This window comes from Parageobacillus sp. KH3-4 (assembly GCF_022846435.1).
In the GTDB taxonomy this organism is placed as follows: Bacteria; Bacillota; Bacilli; order Bacillales; family Anoxybacillaceae; genus Parageobacillus; species Parageobacillus thermoglucosidasius_A.
The window spans coordinates 627,964-646,977 of record NZ_AP025627.1; the positions used below are offsets into that span (position 1 = coordinate 627,964).

At 37.0% G+C, this 19,014-nt stretch carries 19 protein-coding genes and 1 pseudogene; 17 read left to right on the plus strand and 3 right to left on the minus strand.

Translation table 11 applies throughout. The features are described 5' to 3' along the window. Positions 1 to 27: 27 nt before the first annotated feature. Positions 28 to 672, plus strand: a complete 645-nt coding sequence (locus MWM02_RS03255; protein ID WP_244402924.1) for an SDR family oxidoreductase — start codon at positions 28 to 30, stop codon at positions 670 to 672. 33 nt (positions 673 to 705) lie between these two features. Continuing rightward, complete coding sequence (locus MWM02_RS03260) at positions 706 to 1,554, plus strand: sugar phosphate isomerase/epimerase family protein (RefSeq protein ID WP_244402925.1); 849 nt, start codon at positions 706 to 708, stop codon at positions 1,552 to 1,554. Positions 1,555 to 2,771: 1,217 nt separating this feature from the next. On the opposite strand, the pseudogene MWM02_RS03265 reads toward MWM02_RS03260, so the two are convergent. Continuing rightward, positions 2,772 to 2,910: pseudogene (locus MWM02_RS03265) on the minus strand (serine dehydratase); the annotation flags it as partial. 159 nt (positions 2,911 to 3,069) lie between these two features. Between MWM02_RS03265 and MWM02_RS03270 the strand changes: the two are divergent. Next, a complete protein-coding gene (locus MWM02_RS03270; protein ID WP_064551337.1) occupies positions 3,070 to 4,401 on the plus strand; it encodes an APC family permease in 1,332 nt (443 codons plus the stop codon). A gap of 336 nt (positions 4,402 to 4,737) precedes the next feature. Here the strand turns inward: MWM02_RS03270 and fosB are convergent, their stop codons facing one another. After that, entirely contained in the window at positions 4,738 to 5,160 is a 423-nt protein-coding gene (fosB, locus tag MWM02_RS03275; RefSeq protein WP_244402926.1) for a metallothiol transferase FosB, read from the minus strand. A gap of 211 nt (positions 5,161 to 5,371) precedes the next feature. Here fosB and MWM02_RS03280 point away from each other — a divergent pair, with 211 nt between their 5' ends. From MWM02_RS03280 to MWM02_RS03345, 14 genes are all read left to right on the plus strand, one after another. Continuing rightward, on the plus strand, positions 5,372 to 5,869 hold the full coding sequence (locus MWM02_RS03280) for a GNAT family N-acetyltransferase (RefSeq protein WP_244402927.1): 498 nt from the start codon (positions 5,372 to 5,374) through the stop codon (positions 5,867 to 5,869). 156 nt (positions 5,870 to 6,025) lie between these two features. Then, positions 6,026 to 7,255: an MFS transporter gene (locus tag MWM02_RS03285; RefSeq protein WP_244402928.1), complete on the plus strand. Its 1,230-nt coding sequence runs from the start codon at positions 6,026 to 6,028 to the stop codon at positions 7,253 to 7,255. Between the two features lie 257 nt (positions 7,256 to 7,512). Continuing rightward, a complete protein-coding gene (locus MWM02_RS03290; RefSeq protein WP_064551341.1) occupies positions 7,513 to 8,019 on the plus strand; it encodes a VanZ family protein in 507 nt (168 codons plus the stop codon). 28 nt (positions 8,020 to 8,047) lie between these two features. Beyond that, positions 8,048 to 8,407, plus strand: a complete 360-nt coding sequence (locus MWM02_RS03295; RefSeq protein ID WP_064551344.1) for a hypothetical protein — start codon at positions 8,048 to 8,050, stop codon at positions 8,405 to 8,407. 367 nt (positions 8,408 to 8,774) lie between these two features. Continuing rightward, positions 8,775 to 9,071: a hypothetical protein gene (locus tag MWM02_RS03300; RefSeq protein ID WP_064551346.1), complete on the plus strand. Its 297-nt coding sequence runs from the start codon at positions 8,775 to 8,777 to the stop codon at positions 9,069 to 9,071. Between the two features lie 514 nt (positions 9,072 to 9,585). Beyond that, on the plus strand, positions 9,586 to 10,386 hold the full coding sequence (locus MWM02_RS03305; protein ID WP_244402929.1) for an SDR family oxidoreductase: 801 nt from the start codon (positions 9,586 to 9,588) through the stop codon (positions 10,384 to 10,386). A gap of 52 nt (positions 10,387 to 10,438) precedes the next feature. Next, the gene (locus MWM02_RS03310; protein ID WP_244402930.1) at positions 10,439 to 12,364 is read left to right on the plus strand and encodes a BglG family transcription antiterminator; all 1,926 of its coding nucleotides are present in this window, start codon (positions 10,439 to 10,441) and stop codon (positions 12,362 to 12,364) included. A gap of 4 nt (positions 12,365 to 12,368) precedes the next feature. Next, positions 12,369 to 12,812, plus strand: coding sequence for a transcriptional regulator GutM (locus tag MWM02_RS03315; RefSeq protein ID WP_244402931.1), 444 nt, complete (start codon positions 12,369 to 12,371; stop codon positions 12,810 to 12,812). A gap of 16 nt (positions 12,813 to 12,828) precedes the next feature. Further along, the gene (gene srlA, locus MWM02_RS03320; RefSeq protein ID WP_064551355.1) at positions 12,829 to 13,377 is read left to right on the plus strand and encodes a PTS glucitol/sorbitol transporter subunit IIC; all 549 of its coding nucleotides are present in this window, start codon (positions 12,829 to 12,831) and stop codon (positions 13,375 to 13,377) included. Between the two features lie 17 nt (positions 13,378 to 13,394). Continuing rightward, a complete protein-coding gene (gene srlE / locus MWM02_RS03325) occupies positions 13,395 to 14,441 on the plus strand; it encodes a PTS glucitol/sorbitol transporter subunit IIB (protein ID WP_064551357.1) in 1,047 nt (348 codons plus the stop codon). A gap of 79 nt (positions 14,442 to 14,520) precedes the next feature. Beyond that, positions 14,521 to 14,886 carry a PTS glucitol/sorbitol transporter subunit IIA gene (locus MWM02_RS03330; RefSeq protein ID WP_064551359.1) on the plus strand — a complete coding sequence of 122 codons (366 nt, stop codon included), beginning with the start codon at positions 14,521 to 14,523 and terminating at the stop codon, positions 14,884 to 14,886. Positions 14,887 to 15,634: 748 nt separating this feature from the next. Further along, the gene (locus MWM02_RS03335; RefSeq protein WP_064551361.1) at positions 15,635 to 16,093 is read left to right on the plus strand and encodes a LytTR family DNA-binding domain-containing protein; all 459 of its coding nucleotides are present in this window, start codon (positions 15,635 to 15,637) and stop codon (positions 16,091 to 16,093) included. Then, on the plus strand, positions 16,090 to 16,500 hold the full coding sequence (locus MWM02_RS03340; RefSeq protein WP_064551363.1) for a DUF3021 domain-containing protein: 411 nt from the start codon (positions 16,090 to 16,092) through the stop codon (positions 16,498 to 16,500). Before MWM02_RS03335 ends, MWM02_RS03340 begins: the two co-directional genes overlap by 4 nt. Positions 16,501 to 16,797: 297 nt before the next feature. Next, positions 16,798 to 17,235 (plus strand): FMN-binding negative transcriptional regulator, encoded by a 438-nt coding sequence (locus tag MWM02_RS03345; RefSeq protein WP_346015931.1) that lies wholly within the window; start codon positions 16,798 to 16,800, stop codon positions 17,233 to 17,235. 307 nt (positions 17,236 to 17,542) lie between these two features. On the opposite strand, the gene MWM02_RS03350 is transcribed toward MWM02_RS03345, so the two are convergent. After that, entirely contained in the window at positions 17,543 to 18,166 is a 624-nt protein-coding gene (locus MWM02_RS03350) for a LysE family translocator (protein ID WP_244402932.1), read from the minus strand. Positions 18,167 to 19,014: the final 848 nt, after the last annotated feature.

A 19,014-nucleotide genomic window follows, 5' to 3' on the forward strand; every position in this document is an offset into this window, starting at 1 on the left:
CAATCAATATAGAAAGGGAGGATATAAATGAAAGTTTTAATCATTGGCGCCAACGGACAAGTAGGTCAACAAGTGGTGAACATGCTCCATGAACACGAGCGGCACACCGTTCGTGCGATGGTGCGAAAACAAGAGCAATTAGAGGCTTTTCAGCAAAAAGGAATTGAAGCGGTACTCGCTGATCTTGAAGGTACTGTCGATGAAATTGCCGAAGCAGCCAAAGGTTGTGACGCGATTGTATTCTCCGCTGGTTCAGGCGGACACACGGGCCCAGATAAAACATTGCTTGTCGATTTAGATGGTGCTGTAAAAGCGATGGAAGCGGCAGAAAAAATCGGAATTAACCGATTTGTCATGGTGAGCTCATTCCAAGCACACAACCGTGAGAACTGGCCGGAAAACCTTAAGCCTTATTATGTCGCCAAACATTATGCTGACCGTATGTTAATGAATAGCGGTTTGAATTATACCATTATTCGTCCTGGTTATCTTCGCAATGAAAAAGGCACAGGATTGGTTACTGCAGCAGAAAACTTAAATGTCGGAAGCATCCCACGGGAAGATGTCGCAAGAACCATCGTTCAATCTCTTGATGAACCAAATGTGTATAAAAAAGCATTCGATTTAATGTCAGGGGATACAGAGATTGCTGAAGCATTGAAATCGCTGTAATGGAGCATTCACCGGAAGGGGGAATTGGGAAAGATGGCTTACAAATTTTATGCAATGGACTTTGCTTTTTATAACTCAATGGGCATTTATAGCTTTGAAGCGCGATGTGAAATGTTAAAAGAGATCGGGTATGATGCGACCCATTTATCCGTCTGGCACGGAGAACGGTGGAGAGATGTCGAGAAGCTCAAAAATGTTAAGGAGAAATATGGGCTGGATGTCGCTGGCGTGTACGTTGTGTTAGACCTTTCATTAGGGGAAAACCATCCAAGAAATACGGGCATTTTAAAAATGCTGGAGATCATGGAGGGGTGCTCTACGGTCGAGCTGGCGATTCAATCAGTCGGGCATCATATCCGCCCTTCAGACCCTAAAGGGGACGACATCGCAGTAAAGTGGCTGGAAAAAGCACTGAAGATTGCCGAACGAAGAAACATTAATATCTTGCTTTACACACATTTATCATTCTGGATTGAACGCCATGAAGATGCAGTAAGACTTTGCAAGCGGCTTAACCATCCTAATCTCGGCATTGTATTTTGTGGCTACCATTGGTATGCTGTCGACGGAACAAATCTATCAGCTACGCTTCAAGCGGTAGCCCCTTACTTGAAACAAGTGAACATTTCTGGCAGTAGCCGCAATCCGCACGGTTTTGGCGGAGTGGCAACAATTGAGCCATTGGACGTTGGAGAGCTAGATAATTTTGCGTTACTTGGACAGCTTAAAAAGATGGGGTATAACGGAATGATTGGTTACCAAGGTTGGGGCGAAGGAGGCGACGCTTACAGTAAGCTAAGCCGTTCACTCAAAGCGTTCCGTGATATGGAGCGCAGACTTGAGGAACACCCGCATTGGGCGGATTTAAAATTAACTCCATAATAGCTTTTGTACGTGCAAAAGCTTAAGGGATTATACGAATTTATGATGTTGCTGCTGGAAACAGGAGTTCGAGCAAATGAGCTGGTAGGTATGAAAACTGCTGACATCATTCAGGAAGAAAAGGCTATGCGAATAGAGACATGAGAGGCGGCTTTGAATGATTTGTTCCTATATAAAATATTAACCAACTGTAATACCGATTACTTATTTATTTCCCAAAACAACACTCCATTTGAGTAAAAAGCAAGTACAGGATAGGATGAGAGAGTATTGGAAAGAAAGCAGGAATAAAAGACGTGGGCTGTTCCCCACACACATCCGTCATACATTTGCTAAATTATGTGTGTTAAATGGGGCAAATGCATTCAATGCAAGCAATTATGGAGCATAACGCCATTGGAAGTGGCAAATGTGTATGTAAATCTTTTCAGTAATGAAGTGCAGCAAGGCATGTGAATCTAGTCCAAACATCTAAAATGAAGGGAATACAAACGTGTATTCCCTTCAGGCTGTTGACAAAATTGGTTTCAGATATTCGTCTGAAACCAATTTTGTTTTCAAGAAAAGTGGGGAGAATAGAAAGGCATGTGCTGAAAAGGAAGGGCGTTAGGTAATTCCGCCAGTTTTTTTAATTCATAGCAGCACAAACAAGCAACGCCTGCATTGAATGAAACTTTTTCCAGTCCATGATCGACCGTCTAACGCAGACCATGCTTGCAAACACTCGTTCAATCGTTTCTTTTCTTCGAGCGTAAATTTTTTTTGTTTTCTTGGGTGTGCCTTAAAATATCCGCCTTCTTATAGGCTTGCCAAATATGGCGGGTCACGGCCTTTGTGTCATTTTTATTTTGAGTGCATCAGTGCATCGAGAGAAAAAAACGGACAATCTCGGCACGATTTGCATTCATGTAGCAGCCTTACCCTTTCGATTCGTGGTGAAGCACGTTCACACTTTGGGGGGAGGGACAAAGGTAACAGTTATGCGCTTCATCATATACAAAATCTTGATTTCGAAGTATGTTTCTCACCACAATGCACTTTACGATCCTTCTACCATGATAAAAAAGGCTTACCGAACTTTGTCGACAAGTTGATGAAAATACTATTTTTATAGGTTTACACTTTCAAAAACTATAACAGGTTCTACCGCTAAACTCATCCTTAGGTTTTCATTTATAACTACAGTGTGATGGAATCTGCATTTTCCCCTTTCAATGAAAAGTAATATCAACGCCTTTAGATTTGGCAATTTCAATTGCATCAGGGTACTCTTAGATCATCTGTAGCAAACCTTAATACGCCGGAAATGATTGCATAGTCGGCCCCATGCCCTTTATGTGTTTCTGCAAATGATTTTTACACCATAAATAATGTTCAGGAAACCGACACATACTGTGTAAAAGTGATAATCCACCAAATGTCCCTTTCTTTTGGAGGATCTTCGGTGTATCATGATTGTTTATACAAGGCTTAGAGGTCATATATCCAAAACACAATAAGACAGGAGTGATTACTTTGTCACAACAGGAGCTAAAAAAAGAAATTGGTCTCTTGGCTGCTTTAACTACGGTTATTGGTACTGTAATTGGAGCGGGTGTTTTCTTTAAGCCAACTGCAGTATATGGTGTCACTGGGACAGCAAGTTTAGGGTTGCTTGCATGGCTTATCGGGGGCGTGTTAACGATTTGTGCTGGATTAACAGCAGCTGAATTATCGGCAGCTATTCCGGAAACAGGCGGCATGATGGCCTATTTAAAACGCACTTATGGAAATTTAACAGCATTTTTATTAGGGTGGGCACAAACTATTATTTACTTTCCAGCAAACATTGCTGCACTTGCGATTATTTTTGGAACCCAAACTGTGAGCCTGTTTGGGTTAAATGCTAATGAACATAGAATGATGATTGTGGGAATTGCGATTATTACTGCGACCTTTATCACACTGATGAACTTTTTAGGTGCTAAAGCCGCTGGGGGCATTCAGACTGTTTTTACCATATGTAAATTACTTCCTTTAGCTCTTATTTCTATTTTCGGATTGCTACACAAAGGTGATGTAACTTTCCAACTGTTCCCGATTGAAGCAGGGCCAGATAAAGCTTTTATGTCGGCCCTTGGTTCTGGGTTGCTGGCAACAATGTTTGCCTATGATGGATGGATTCATGTAGGAAATGTCGCTGGAGAAATGAAAAATCCTAAGAAAGATTTACCTAAAGCAATTATACTAGGGCTATCGATTGTTATGATCGTTTATTTATTAATTAATATGGCATTCCTATTGGTGATGCCGGCAACAGCCCTTGCAGGGACTGATACACCTGCATCTGATGTAGCAACCATTCTTTTTGGTACGATGGGTGGAAAATTAGTTAGCATAGGTATTTTAATTTCGGTATTTGGCACCATTAATGGGTATACTATGACGGGAATGAGAATCCCTTATGCAATGGCATTAGAAGATAAATTACCTTTTAGCAAATGGTTTGCTACGCTATCTAATAAAACTCGAATCCCTTATAATTCTGGAATATTCATCTTGTTGATTGCGATAATTATGATGCTTTTAGGTGGATTTAATACATTAACAGATATGTTAGTGTTTGTTATATGGATATTCTATACGATGACTTTTCTTGCAGTAATCATTTTACGTAAAAAAGAACCGGATCTTGTGCGACCTTACAAGGTACCTCTATATCCTGTTATACCTATAATAGCTATTATTGGCGGGCTATTTATCGTTATTAATACCTTATTCACACAAACATTCCTAGCGTTATGTGGAATAGGTTTAACCGTTTTAGGTCTTCCTATTTATATGCGTAAAAAACTAAAAAATAATTAGGGGTTCAATTGAGATACGTGTAAAAGACGCAGAAATTGCTATCTTTCGAAGAACTTCTTAACCCTCGATGACTCCAGTAGGAATTGTCGAGGGTTTTACTTAGAAATGGGCTGCAGGCATTAGCCGATATTCTTGCATGAATTGTCCCACTCGAATGCCTTATGGTTGGAAACACTTAATCCTCTAAGTTTCCGGACGCTTGTTTTTGTTTTATAAACACATCCGTAGCCCTCGTCTTATCCATTTATCAAATTCGTTGCATTTACTCGGAAAAATAAGATATTCAAATTTTTTAGTAGAAGCACGATAAAATGTCAAGAATTCACAATTGTTATTTTAATCAAAAAATTGCATATGTTGTTTTTCGCTTCTGTAATAAGATAATCGGTCGTTCAAGCTGCCTGTATGAAATTCGAATTTATGTCCATCAGGGTCTGTAAAATAAACGGAACGTTTGTCTCTTTCATCTCTCTGTCTACCTGGGAGAATATTGACGCCCAATTCTTTCAACTTTTGTACCACAGAATCAAAGTCTTCTTCCTTTATAGAGAAGGCTATATGGGTGTACGAATGATGGATTTCGTTTCGCGGAATATCCCGTTGAACATTTAAAGCTAACCAAATCCCATTTAAGTCAAAGTAAGCTAAATTTCTACCTTTGACTAATAGTTTCGCGCCGAACACATTTTGGTAAAAACAAATGGATTTCTCTAAATCAGATACAGAGAAAGTTAAATGGTTAATACCTCCGATTTGCAATGTTATAATACCTCCACGATCAGAATTTTCAATTATTTAATTTTATCCTTATTATTACACTAAATCCCCCAACATTATCAAGGGGCTTCTTTCGTTTAGTGAAACAGGAAAAACTAACCCTTTTCTTGTTCAAAATAACCGGTCAGGATATTTGAAGAAGTTGAGGAAAAAAGATACAATACATTAAAAAGTATTGATGGGGTGGACGCTAATGACAAATCATATAGTTCATAAAGATGTTGTTACCTTGGATTTTTATAAGCCAGAGTATAAATTGCAGCTAGAGAATTATTATTTACCACAAGAACAGCTTAAATATACTTCATTGCCATTAGACGCAATTGCTAAATGCGAAAAAGAGGTTGGCCGTCACCCTATCGTTATTCTCTTTAATAATAGTCCGGCTGGATTTTTTGTGTTACACGAATGGGAGGGTGTGAAGGAATATAGCGATAATAGAGACGCTATTCTTTTGCGGGCATTTTCGGTTCATTTTTCTTTCCAAGGCAAAGGAATAGCTAAACAGTCGCTAATGTTGTTACCATCTTTTGTGAAAAAGTATTTTCCAAACAAAAATGAAATCATATTAGCTGTAAATCATATGAATAAGGCAGCCCAGTATGTATATAAAAAGAGCGGCTTTAAGGATAAAGGATTACGAGTGATGGGCAAAAAAGGAGAATTGTTTATTTTGCATATGGACCTATAAGAAATGACTCCCAGTTTAAGGGTTCTATATCCCGACCAAGTATCCTTTTTTTCTTGTTCGGCTAACGGATCTGTTTGGCTGAAGAAGAGATCCTATTACTCTGAACTGTATTGGTGTAAGTATTTTTCATATTCATTATGTAAAGGAGGAGCTATTTTGCCTCGTTCCTTTTACGCTCTTTTAGTTAGCCAGACTTCAACTAATCTTGGTTTTGCTCTTTATACCATGGCAGTAGTAATGCATTTATATAATGAAACTGGCTCTACAACATTATCTGCGACTGTTACTTTGATCAGTGTGGTTTCCCGGATGATAAGCGGCATATTATTACCGGCAATATCCGACCGATTTAAATTATCGAATTTGTTGATATCCTCCCAATTGATTCAACTGGCTTTGCTTTTAGGATTATGGCTCCTTTTTTTACAAGCATTAAATACGGCTATTTTAATGTTGATATTTATTTTGTTGGCATTTATATCTTTTTTTAATGGTTTTTTCTCTCCTATCAAAAGTTCGATAGTAAAAACAATCGTAAAGGAAAATTTAAGGGTGAAGGCTAATAGTCTAATAGCAAGTGTTGACCAAACATTTTTATTTGCTGGATGGACATTCGGTGGGTTATTGTTGGCTTTGCTTGGCAAACAAACAATACTCTTCATTACGTTTTGTTTCATTTTATTATCCATCGTCTGTTTATTATTCGTGAAAGTAAACGAAACTTCTAACATAAAATCGCAAGAAGGATTACTTCGTCGTTTAACGGCTGGGTGGAAGTATCTTTTTCAACATAAGGGCCTGCGTATTATTATTGCAATGGATTTAATGGAGGCTTGGGTAGGGACCATTTGGATAGGAGCCGTAACATTAACGTTTGTAAAAGAAGCTCTTGGTAAAGGTGAAGTATGGTGGGGTTATATTAACGGTGGATACTATTTGGGGACAATTTTAGGTGGCTTGATGGTTTATAGGCTTTCAAAACTTATGCAAGGACATTTAACGGTATTTATGTTAACTGGTTCTGCAATATTTGGATTACTAACATTTGCTTATGGTTTTGTAACTAATCCTTATCTCGCGTTATTGTTGGTCCTATTCATGGGTCCTGCATATCAAATAAGAGATTTGGCACAAGAGACAATGTTTCAAAATAGCACAGACGAAAAGACATTGACGAAAATACTTGCTGCTAAATCAGCATTAGTACAATGCATCTTTATTTTTTCTATAGTTGGTATTGGAGCATTAACAGACCTTATAGGTGTTCGTCTTGTATACATTTTATCAGGGGGATTGCTAATATTTTCTTCAATATTTGGCTTTGTTCATTTACAACTTCAAAGAAAAGGTATATCTCTGGAAACTGATAAAACAAAAGCATTATAAAGAGGGTGATGTTTCATTAAATTTTATCAATCCTTGTTCAACTATCCTGAGAATGAGTATTTTCGTTCTTCTGACAGTGACCCATAAATGCGGCATGATTGTTCCCAGGGAAGAACGAATTACCTTCTATCATCTGTGATACAGCTAGTTTCATAGGTTGGCTAACGTGGAAGATAAATTTAATAAAAATTCTGACTTATAAGAAAAAAGTAATGTCATTAATGGATGTTTTGAAACTTTCTAATGGAGTGGCGAATATGAGAATTTTGGTGAAAGGCTCCTTAACAATATTATTATGTATATATCTATCCGTCCTTACGAAACTAATTTTATTTAAATATCTTTCTTTATCAGAGGCAATCAATCATTTCTCTTTTAGTTATAATGAATATCTCTGGCGTTCAAGTAATTTTATTCCTTTAAAAACAATTATTTATTATTTGTTCTTAGCAGATATAAATTTGAATATCCGAATTGAGAACATAGTCGGAAACATAATAAGTTTTGTACCTTTAGGGTTTATGCTTCCATTATTATCGAAAAAGTTTCTAAACCTTAAAGCTGTTATGATTACAACATTTAGTCTAAGCTTTGCATATGAAATTCTTCAACTTTTATTTGGATTTGGGAGTTTCGACATCGATGATTTAATTTTAAATACTTTTGGAGGAGTTTTAGGATATCTAACAATCAAATTTATTTATCTAATCATTCATTCCAAGAAGAAATATCAAAACAATAAACGGTCAGTTGTTCATAGATAAAATTTTTGTTGTTCGAGGAGGATGGGGGATGGGAAGGGAAGTACAATTCAGTGATGAAGGGGTAATTCTAAAATTGAATGGGGTAACAGGATTACTTGCATTAAAGTTCAAGTTAAAAATTCCTTATCCAACAATTAAAAAGGTGTATGTGGATTATTTTGATGCTCCACAATGGATGCTTCGGATGCCTGGAACTTCTATTTCTGCATTTAATATTTTTGAGGGAAGTTTTAAATACGCGGATGAGTGGTACTTTCTTTCTTATGAGAACAGAGTTCCTCTGTTAATAATGGAATTGGAAGGCCATGAAAAATATAAGTATGTGATTTTTGAGATAGACGACCCTGCCGCTGTTGCATCAGAAATTCGAAAACGCATAAGTGAATGATAAGTGTAACCGCCAAAATTAACAATTAACGATAATCGAAACTACTTTTGGGCATGGATTGTTGAGTTTGGTAAGATAGGGGATATGTGTTACAAAAGTTGTTGCTGTATTTCTACGGACATCAACTCATTTAGTATGTGTTTCAGGAAAAAATAAAGCATGCTGGTTTTGTTATTAGACTGATCTAAAAGAAAATGAATAACGCGATTTAGTTTGTTGGAACGTTTTCCTCACTCGTCTTTATTGAAGTGACAAGTTAGGGAAAAAGGATTTGCGGTAGGAATTAGTGATTTTCGCTTTTTAGTTTTTTGAACCGAAAAAGGTTTGACTTTACCTATTTGAATATCAATGAGCAGGGAGGCTCAAAATGAAAACGTTCATTTTCGTTCCGTTAATTTTGATGGCAAGCATCGTTTTATTTGGTTGCCGTCATTCAGCAGCAGTGCAGGATCATGAACAAATGGAAAAGAAATTGACGGTAAAGAGGGAACAGTTTGAACAGAAATTTATAATCAGGGATTCTGTAAATGATCCGCTTCCGCCAGAAGCAAAGAAGATTCAAACGATGCCAGCTCAAAAAGAGCCACAACAAATTCCCAATGCAAAACTAAATAACCCAATTGTCATTACGAAGATGCCTTATTCTGAAAAGAAAAGACCTTGATTAGCAAAAAAACAATGGGGGAGAGAAGATATGATATGCCATTAACCATTCGCCGTTATGCTAGCGGGTTCGCCATACAAAAAAGGCCGATGGATTTCGGCCTTTTTTTGCTGGTCTAATCTCAAAAATGTATTTCAGAGAAACTCTTTATACAAATGTTTAATATACCATCTCTTCTCTAACTTTAAATTACCATTTTATTCTAATTTGTTGGACGAATGGATGAATTGTGTCAAATGTTTTTTGGAAATGCCGAAGTCCTTTGATACGTTTAGATTTTGGCGAAGTGAGCGTGAGCGGTCGAAAGAGACATGTTTTCGTTTCCGTTGACAAACGTAGAGAAAAAAACCGGAACAAGAACTTTTATAGAGGGTCACTCCCTCAATTCATACACCTTTTTGCACTGAAAGTGAAAAACTATGTATTAATTTCTATTACATAAAAAAATATATTATAAATCAGAAAAGAAAAATGATTGCGTTTTCAAAATTATGATGAAAACGGGGGAAATGCAATGATGAAATCGTGGCTAGAATTAGAAGGAAAGGTAGCAATAGTTACAGGAGGAGCATCAGGCATTGGGCTTCATATTGCAAAGCAGCTAGTTAATAACGGTGCTCAAGTGGTTGTTGGTGATTTAAATGTTGAGACGGGCAAAAAAGAAGACGGGATTTATCACATTCAATGCGATGTCACAAACAAAGAAAGTGTGCAAACAATGGTTTCCAAGACAATTGAGATTTTTGGAAAGATAGACATTTTGGTGAATAACGCAGGGGTAAATTTGCCACGCCTCTTAGTTGATTATCGCGGAGAAAACAGCAAGTATGAATTAAGCGAAAAAGATTTTGATTTTATGGTAGCTGTTAACCAAAAAGGCCCTTTTCTCTGCTCACAGGCTGTTGTAAGGGAAATGTTAAAGCAAAACAAAGGAGTGATCATTAACATCTCATCCGAAGCGGGAATGGAAGGCTCGGCTGGACAAAGCTGTTATTCTGCCACAAAAGGCGCTTTAAATGGTTTTACTCGTTCTTGGGCGAAAGAATTAGGAAAATTTAATATTCGAGTCGTTGGTGTTGCACCTGGCATTAACGAAAAAACAGGTTTAACAAATTTTGAATATAATCGGGCACTCGCTTATACTCGCGGTGTGAACGTGGATGATCTTGAAACAGATTATGCCAAATCTATCCCGCTTGGCCGGGTCGGCAAGCTGGATGAAATAGCTGACTTAGTGTGTTTTCTCGCTTCAGACCGAGCAAGCTACATTACAGGTACGACCATAAACATTACTGGAGGAAAATCCCGGGGATAGATTATTATTTGTGACGGCTCTTGATTCCACTTATTAAAGGTGGGATGGAATAGTGGATTGTTATGCAGAAGACAAGGTATATCAAATCCTCTGTTTAGGGGTGAAAAAGCAATATTACACACTTGATTCTTTAGCAGAAAAGCTTGGAGTAAGTACAAGGACGATTCGAAACTATATTAAGCAAATAAATAAAGACTTAAAAGGAATTGCTTATTTCAAAAACATAAGAGGGAAAGGGTTCCATTTATATATAGAAGATTATGCAAAATTTGAAGAGATATTCAAAAAAATTTCCCGGCAAGCACACATCATGGACACACCGCAAAAACGCCTTGCTTTTATTATTCAACATTTAATGGCAGAAGACGATAGCAACACGATTGATGAATTAGCGTTCAACATGAATATTGGCAGAACAACATTGATTAATGATTTAAAAAAAGCTGCTGCAGTATTGAATCCATATGGATTAAAAATTATTGGAAAGCAAAATAAAGGCATGTATTTAAGTGGTGAAGAACTGAATTTGCGCCTTTTTATTATAGAAAATATTTACGACTATTTGTACAGTGATTATCCGCTTGATAAAGAGATTAAAGAAATTGTTTTACAAACAGCTCAGCGTTATGCGATAGAGTCTGCTTCACAGGAAATGCTCTCAAAATTTGTTACGTTGATGTTAGATCGGTTATTAAACGAACATCCGCTGGATCGCCTTAATGAGAAATATTACAAATTATTAGAAACAAAAGAGTTTAAGATTGCGAAAGAAATTGCTTATTTAATAGAGAGAACGCTGAATATTGCAATCCCTATTCCAGAAATTATTTTTATCACATTGCCGATTGTCGGCAGAAGGACACCGGCGAATACCAAATCCATGGCAGATATTACAATTACTGAGGAAATTAAAGGATTAATGAATTTAATTATTGAGAAACTTGATGCAGAGATGAATCTTAAGATCAATAACCAACCTTTGTTGAAAGATCTTGAATATCACTTGACATTTATGATCAACCGTTTGATATTTGACATTCGCTTAAAAAATCCTTTGTTAGGCGATATCAAAAGGAAATATCCGGTTGCGTATAAAATGGCTGAAGTTGCGGGAAAAGTGATTGAAGAAAAGTATGATATTCCTGTTTCAGAGGATGAACTTGGTTATTTAGCTTTATATTTTGGGGTATTCATCGGGGAAAACGAAAATAGAGAAAGACACTTGCGGAAAGTAGCGGTGGTTTGCGGTACTGGAAGAGGAACAGCGCGTATAGTCATGATTCAATTGCAGAGAGTGATTGGGAATCATGTATCGATAGATTTGTTTTCCGATCATGAAATTACGAAAGAAATCTTATCTGATTATGATCTGGTGTTTTCTACGGTTTATATACCGTTTCCGTTAGAGCAGCCTTTAATTCAAATAAGTGAGATTTTTGATGAAGCTTATGTGGCAAAAGAAGTGGAGAGAGTCGCTTTCTATAGAAAATATAATCTGCCTAACGTTAAGTTAAAACATTCAATACTTAGCGCACTCCTTGGTGAAGATCGCTTTTTTATCCTAGATCACAATAAGGATTACTGGGAAAATATTTGCGTTATGGTGGATAGCTTATATGAAAAAGGTTACGTGGATGCAGATTTTAAAAAGCGCCTTAAAGAACGGGAAGAAAAGGGAACGACGATATTTGACAGTTATATTGCACTTCCTCACACGTTTAATTGCGCCAGCGAGAATGTCGTTTTATCATTAGGTGTTTTTGCCCGCCCTTTGCAAACGTTTTCCAGAAAAGAGATTAAATTGATTTTTTTACTTGGAGTGCCGCAACATATGAAACAGGATTCCAGTTTATTAGTCAAAATCTATGATGAAATTATTACAGTTGCCAATGACCGCCAATTGATAAATAGATTGGCGCTTTCGAAAAGCTATGATGAAATATCCCATTTACTTGAGCATAACGTAAGGGGATGGTGAAGAAATGTTTATCGTCATGCTGTTCATGGCAGCGGCATTTATGATTCAGCTGGCACTTGGATATTTTCAAATTCGAAATTTTACAAAGACATATATCGAATTGCGGCGCAAAGGAAAGGTGGCGATTGGCAGAAGGCCGGGAAAGTTTCGGGCAGGCACTATTGTTTTATTTGCGGTCAACAATAAGGGAGATATCCTTGATGCGAAAAAAATGCAAGGTGTTACTGTGTTTGCCAAATTCAAAAAATTGAAAGGATTTGAGAATAAAAATATTTTATCGATAAATGATAATGATTTAAATAATTTCAATAAATTAGTGCGCATTGCTGTTAAAGATGCAATTAATAATTACAAAGTAATCATGAATGGGGGAGAAATACCGGAAAAGCTAAGTGTTTACAGACGAATCATTACAAAAGCAGAAAATTTCTTGATGGCAAAAAAATAATTCTGGGGTGAATAAAATGGATTTTTTAGTGAAGTTTGCCGAAGGATTTATGAATCTTTTTAAAACAGGTGCGGAAACTTTTATTTCATGGATGACCAATATCATTCCTGTAGTCTTGCTTTTGTTAGTAGCTATGAATACGTTAATTCGATTAATTGGGGAAGAAAGAGTGAATTGGCTGGCTAAAAAATCTGCAAAGAATCCGATAATGCGTTATATGGTACTTCCGTTTTTTGGAACTTTTATGTTAGGAAATCCGATGTCTCTGTCATTGGGGCGTTTCCTGCCTGAGAAATATAAACCAAGTTATTATGCATCTGCTGCTTATTTTAATCACACTAACAACGGTTTGTTTCCCCATATAAATCCAGGTGAGTTGTTTGTTTATTTAGGCATTGCCGCTGGTATTGAGAAATTAGGCTTAAGTACTACAGAATTAGCGGTACGCTATTTGTTGGTAGGTTTAGTTGCCAATTTAATGTCTGGCTGGGTCACAGATTTTACAACTGCATGGGTATCCAAACAACAAAATATTACATTAAGCGATGAAGTCAAACTGCAATGAAAAAGGAGGGCTATTCCGTGGCAAATTACCAGTCGACAGAAAAACATCCATCCCAAAAAAAGTATAGATCCGTTAAAGTTGTAAAAGGAAATGGCGGCTTTGGCGGACCACTTATTATCACACCAAATGAAACTCGAAATAAAATTGTCTATATTACTGGCGGAGGGACCAAACCGGAGATTGTAGATAAAATTGCTGAATTAACAGGCGCAGAACCGGTTAACGGCTTTAATACCACTGTTCCAGATGAAGAAATTGCTGTAGCCGTAATTGATTGCGGCGGCACGCTCCGCTGTGGAATTTATCCGCAAAAACGGATCCCAACAATTAATATCATGCCAACAGGCAAAAGCGGTCCTTTAGCAAAATATATTACGGAAGACATTTATGTGTCAGCTGTCGGGCTCAATGAAATCCAGCCTGTTGAGGAGGGGATGGAAGAGCGCCGGCAGGAGCAAACAGCACAGCCGATAGAGAAAAAATTCAAGTATAGCACTGATAAGAAGATTTCGGAGACAAAAGCATTAGAGGAAAATAAAAGTTTGTTAACTAAAATTGGATTAGGAGTAGGTAAAGTTATTAATACCTTCTATCAGGCGGGACGTGATGCTGTTCAAACGCTTATTACTACCATCATCCCATTTATGGCTTTTGTATCACTATTAATTGGCATTATCCAAGGATCAGGGGTTGGCAATTGGTTTGCCAAAATGATGTCACCTCTAGCAGGAAATATCTGGGGGCTTATCATTATCGGTTTTATTTGTTCATTGCCATTCTTGTCGCCTTTACTCGGTCCTGGTGCTGTTATTGCACAAGTCATTGGGACATTAATTGGCGTAGAAATTGCTAAAGGCAATATCCCGCCAAATTTGGCGCTGCCAGCATTATTTGCTATTAATACACAAAACGCCTGTGATTTTATTCCTGTCGGCTTAGGTTTAGCTGAAGCAGAACCAGAGACAGTAGAGGTAGGGGTACCCTCGGTGCTGTACTCCCGGTTTTTAACGGGTGTACCGCGTGTGCTATTGGCTTGGGCAGCAAGTTTCGGTCTATACTCTTAGTAAGTATATTGGAATAATTGAAAAAGAAAATTTATAAGAGGAGGTTAGCGGCACCGATTCATTCTAGTGCTGGATCATTATGAGAACCATTTATGAAAACACAATTAAAAGTGTTGGTCCAATGGCAGAAGAATTTTTATCAGAAAAAATGTTGATCTTGTTTGGTGACAGAGCGCCGGATGAACTTAAAAATTATTGTTTTGTCATTGATGTTGTTGAAGTAACAGAGGAAATTCAAACGGGGGATGTACTTTATATGGATAATGAAAAATTTGTAATTACCTCTGTAGGCGATGTAGTCTGTCAAAACCTTGGGAGGTTAGGTCACATTACTTTGAAGTTTGATGGTTCCACAACTCCTCAATTGCCAGGAACATTACATTTAGAACAAAAGGAATTACCAAAAATCGGAGTAGGCACTAAACTGAAAATAATGAAAGAATGATAAGAGTTGGCAGAAAGTGATTATATTCATAATTTTTGTTTGACTGTTAGGATCATTATTATAGTTTAGCTAATTTATATACACGACCCTAATATAGAAGGGCGGATTTAATCGATAAAGATTAATCCGCCTAATACAGTTTATTTACAGAGGATGTGGTTAGAATGAGATTATATTATCGATTCTGTAAATGCAACATTTATGCGAATATTTTTCAATTTCAGGTGTCACTACTCATCCGTCATTTATAGACAAGGAAAATCAACTTTATTTAGATCTGTTAAAAGAAATGTTTATTTATTTTCCTTCCACTCTTAATGATGTAGCTCGATCCAAAAAAAGAGTGGAAAGCTGTATATGGTGGAGATTGCGACAAGCTTAATTTATTTATGATAATGTTTCTAAAAGTGTGGATCGATTCCATAAGGCCATGCATATCCGTTGTTCCGATTGAATATCATGATTGTGTCCACCCCTTGGCGAGCGGTTTTTAGGCCGCTGTATATGATTTCCAAGGTGGTGGATTTTTTATGTGCGTTTATGCATGGATTATGCGTTTTGCAACACGTTCTTTATTAAGTAAAGAAATTTTCTTTTTGAATAAATAATTTTTTTCGTAAGCATGCATTTGAAAGGACGATTTTTGCCAGATGGGGTTGAAAAATGACCTTTTACCTTTATGATGAAGGCAACAGCTAACATAACGAATACAATTTTAATAAAGATGAATGTAAAGGAGGCTGACAGAATGAAAGTGTCCTTAGATATTGACAATGATTACGATGAGACGCTCGTGACCATTCACTGTAAAGAAGTAGATGACACGATTAAAGAAATTCTTGATTTCTTAAAAGGGATAGAAACGAATTTTATTGTTGGCAAAAATGGTGATATGCATTATATTTTAAAGCCAAATGAGATCCATTTTTTTCGTACGCATGGGGATGCCGTCCAGGCTGTCACAGCCGAAGGAGCATTTAAATTGAAAGAAAAGATGTATGAGCTCGAAAAATTGCTCCCCTCTAACAAGTTTGTTCGTATTTCTAAGTCAGTCATTGCAAATCTCCATGAGTTGAGCCGGTTTGAAGCGTCATTCAATGGCACTTTATGCGTTTATTTTAAATCAGGAGTGAAAGAGTACGTTTCCCGACATTATGTTCATGCCATCAAAAAAGCGTTAAAAATGAATAGGGGGAAAAAAGAATGAAAATTTTTTTATACAGAAGCATCATCGGTATATTGATCGGTTCTTTTCTTTCAATCATTGTAACTAGCTGTATCATCTATTTCGGCCATTTGCATGTCATTAATGGGGAAAGTTTTTTAAAAAACTCATTTAGTTTCATATTTTGTGGGTGGTTTCTCATCGTGTCTTCTCTTTATTTTGAATTAGAATCACTCCGTCTATCGCAACAAACGGCTTTGCACTTTGTTACAGTAATTGTTCTATATTTTATCTTGTCCTTGGGAATTGGATGGATCCCGTTTGAGTGGAAAAGTATCATTATTTCAGTAGCTATATTTATTGCCATCTATATAGTTATATGGGTTTGCCATTATTTATATTTCAAAAAATTGGCAAATAAAATGAATGAAGGTTTAAAGAAAATGTAAATAAAATTCCCCTTCAAAAAGCGTAGGTTTGAAGGGATTTTTTTGCTTAAAATTTCTTCACGAAAATTTATCATAAATAAACCAATTTCACGAAGTAAGCGGAAGATGAATCGGGTCAAGTTCTAATAAAATTTCGCTCTCGGTTCAGCGGGCTTAAGCCTCTGGAAAGCAAGACCGCTTTTTGCCGTTTCTTTTTACGCCATTTCCGGGATTTCATCTGATGAGGGATGATGGTGTTGTTGAATTTTTATTCTTTTATTATTATAATTATGTAAAATTTTTGGAGGGAAATGAGAAATGTACATACCAAAAGCTTTTGAGGTTAATGATAAAACAAAATTAGTAAATTTTATTAGAGACAACAGTTTTGGAATTTTATTTTCTCAGGAAGAAAGCGGGCCGTTAGCCACACATTTGCCTTTTTTAATGGATGCAAAAACGGGAGAGAACGGTGTGCTGATCGGGCATATGGCAAAACAGAATCCTCATTGGAATAAATTAAATGGTAAAGAAGTTCTTGTAGTCTTTCCGGGCCCACACGCTTACATATCCGCTTCTTGGTATAACGAACCAAACACTGTACCTACTTGGAATTATGTAGCAGTCCATGTATATGGAACAGTTAGAATCATAGAGAAAAACGAAGAAATAGTTGAACGGATGGAAAAGATGGTTAGTTTTCTATGCCCACTCCTTGGAATGCTCAATTTAATGATGAGTTCATCGATCGTTTAATGAACGGTATCGTTGTATTTGAAATCTCAATAAATAAGATGGAAGGGAAATGGAAGTTAAGCCAGAATCACTCCATCGAAAGACAACAAAACGTTATTAATGGCTTAAAAGCAAGCAATAAATATGATTCCGCGACCATTGCCAAAATGATGGAACGGAATATTCAATTAAGCAAACGACATATCGATTCTTGAGAGCATTTTGCATAGATCCGGGAATGCGGCCTTTTTTTATAAAAGAGCGCCTCTTTCCTGAGTTTGTTTGGCGGTGCTTGCATCTGCAGGAAAGAGCGCTCTTTTTAACGATTTCATTTTTCACTAAACGCAATCTGTATGCCGATAAGCGCTAATAGCGAACCTTTTACGATGTTCATTCGTTTTGCTATGAACGAATTAGCAAGCAGGATATGGCGCAGTTTCTCTGAACACACGCTGACGGCGACAAAAACCACCAAGGCTTGAACCAGAAAAATAATCCCCAAAATGACCATCTGTAACGTAATGTGTCCCATTTGTTTATTCACAAATTGAGGCAATAATGCTAAAAAGAACAATGATACTTTTGGGTTAAGCAGATTCATGAGAATTCCTTTTTTATACAATGATCGATACTTTAACGGCTTGGTATGGTTAATGGCAAAGCTTGTCTCCTTTTCCTTAAACGATTGCCATGCTAAGTAGAGCAAATAAGCTGCACCCGCATATTTTACGACGGCGAAAGCTAAAGCAGATTGATAAATGATTGCCGAAACCCCAAGCGCTGCAGCCGTGATATGTACAATGAGGCCTGAACAAAGTCCCAGCGCCGTTATGATTCCTGCTTTTTTGTCCTGTGAAATGCTTTGGACAATTACGAACAGAATATCTGGCCCGGGCATTAACGTCAGCAAGATCGCCACTCCTAAAAAGGACATGACTAGTGTGAAATCCATTTACAACACCTCTTTTGGATGGAATGAGCACTTTCATTATCTTCCTGATTGATTTCGCGGAAAACCGGCGATATTCCTTCTCAGCGGGTAATAAAAAACGGCGTTTATCGTTGCCAAGCAAGCATTTGCGCTATTCATGTCGAGGCGCATTCGCATGGAAAGCGAACATAATGTGTTAGGGCAATTTCTCCTTCTCTAAAGGCTTTGTTAAGGAATGGCGCTGATATCTTGTTCATTTGATAGTAAAGTTCGTTTCATAAATTGTAACGATAAGAGGTAAATTGTAACGATAAGAGGTAAATTGTAACGATAAGAGGTGAAGACCAAAAATTGCGCTTAGTAAATGTTAAGCTATTGCTGTTGTCACTTTATTACTGGCAGCGGAGCACCTCTTTGCTGAGGAGGAGTTAACAAAAAGGCTTCTCCGTTTTTTTATGTATGTCACCGAATGCTTGAAGAATATGGAATGATTTATAAAGATTTGCGCATTATTTTCGTAATTCGAAAAAGCAGGTCCGAAATCATGGGCTAATTTGCGCTGCTGTCCGCTCAGGATATTTTGCGAAATGAACTTAGCGATATCGTTTGGAAACGCATGGATGACAAATTTCTTTTTGATCTATATATACTTTAGGAAATTTAGGAATTTTAGGAATATGATCTGATTTATTATATGAGCCATTTATCATAAAATTATAATGAGTTATATAATTTTAACAATATTAATTGGGTAGTTTGACGCAGAAAAAGGAGGTGTGGTGCGGCAAAGAATTTTTGGTTATGCATTCCTATGCCATAATGCGTTGAAATGAAAAGAAACATGGTTCAGTTTCGTGTTTACGCTAGCT

What these genes read in the sequence shown, in the direction of transcription:
- MWM02_RS03350 (WP_244402932.1), bottom strand. Translation starts at nt 18,166, where the DNA reads ATGGATTTCACACTAGTCATGTCCTTTTTAGGAGTGGCGATCTTGCTG.
- MWM02_RS03255 (WP_244402924.1), top strand. Translation starts at nt 28, where the DNA reads ATGAAAGTTTTAATCATTGGCGCCAACGGACAAGTAGGTCAACAAGTG.
- MWM02_RS03300 (WP_064551346.1), top strand. Translation starts at nt 8,775, where the DNA reads ATGAAAACGTTCATTTTCGTTCCGTTAATTTTGATGGCAAGCATCGTT.
- MWM02_RS03295 (WP_064551344.1), top strand. Translation starts at nt 8,048, where the DNA reads ATGGGAAGGGAAGTACAATTCAGTGATGAAGGGGTAATTCTAAAATTG.
- srlA (WP_064551355.1), top strand. Translation starts at nt 12,829, where the DNA reads ATGGATTTTTTAGTGAAGTTTGCCGAAGGATTTATGAATCTTTTTAAA.
- MWM02_RS03290 (WP_064551341.1), top strand. Translation starts at nt 7,513, where the DNA reads ATGAGAATTTTGGTGAAAGGCTCCTTAACAATATTATTATGTATATAT.
- MWM02_RS03340 (WP_064551363.1), top strand. Translation starts at nt 16,090, where the DNA reads ATGAAAATTTTTTTATACAGAAGCATCATCGGTATATTGATCGGTTCT.
- MWM02_RS03315 (WP_244402931.1), top strand. Translation starts at nt 12,369, where the DNA reads ATGTTTATCGTCATGCTGTTCATGGCAGCGGCATTTATGATTCAGCTG.
- MWM02_RS03330 (WP_064551359.1), top strand. Translation starts at nt 14,521, where the DNA reads ATGAGAACCATTTATGAAAACACAATTAAAAGTGTTGGTCCAATGGCA.
- MWM02_RS03305 (WP_244402929.1), top strand. Translation starts at nt 9,586, where the DNA reads ATGATGAAATCGTGGCTAGAATTAGAAGGAAAGGTAGCAATAGTTACA.
- MWM02_RS03335 (WP_064551361.1), top strand. Translation starts at nt 15,635, where the DNA reads ATGAAAGTGTCCTTAGATATTGACAATGATTACGATGAGACGCTCGTG.
- MWM02_RS03280 (WP_244402927.1), top strand. Translation starts at nt 5,372, where the DNA reads ATGACAAATCATATAGTTCATAAAGATGTTGTTACCTTGGATTTTTAT.
- MWM02_RS03260 (WP_244402925.1), top strand. Translation starts at nt 706, where the DNA reads ATGGCTTACAAATTTTATGCAATGGACTTTGCTTTTTATAACTCAATG.
- MWM02_RS03345 (WP_346015931.1), top strand. Translation starts at nt 16,798, where the DNA reads ATGTACATACCAAAAGCTTTTGAGGTTAATGATAAAACAAAATTAGTA.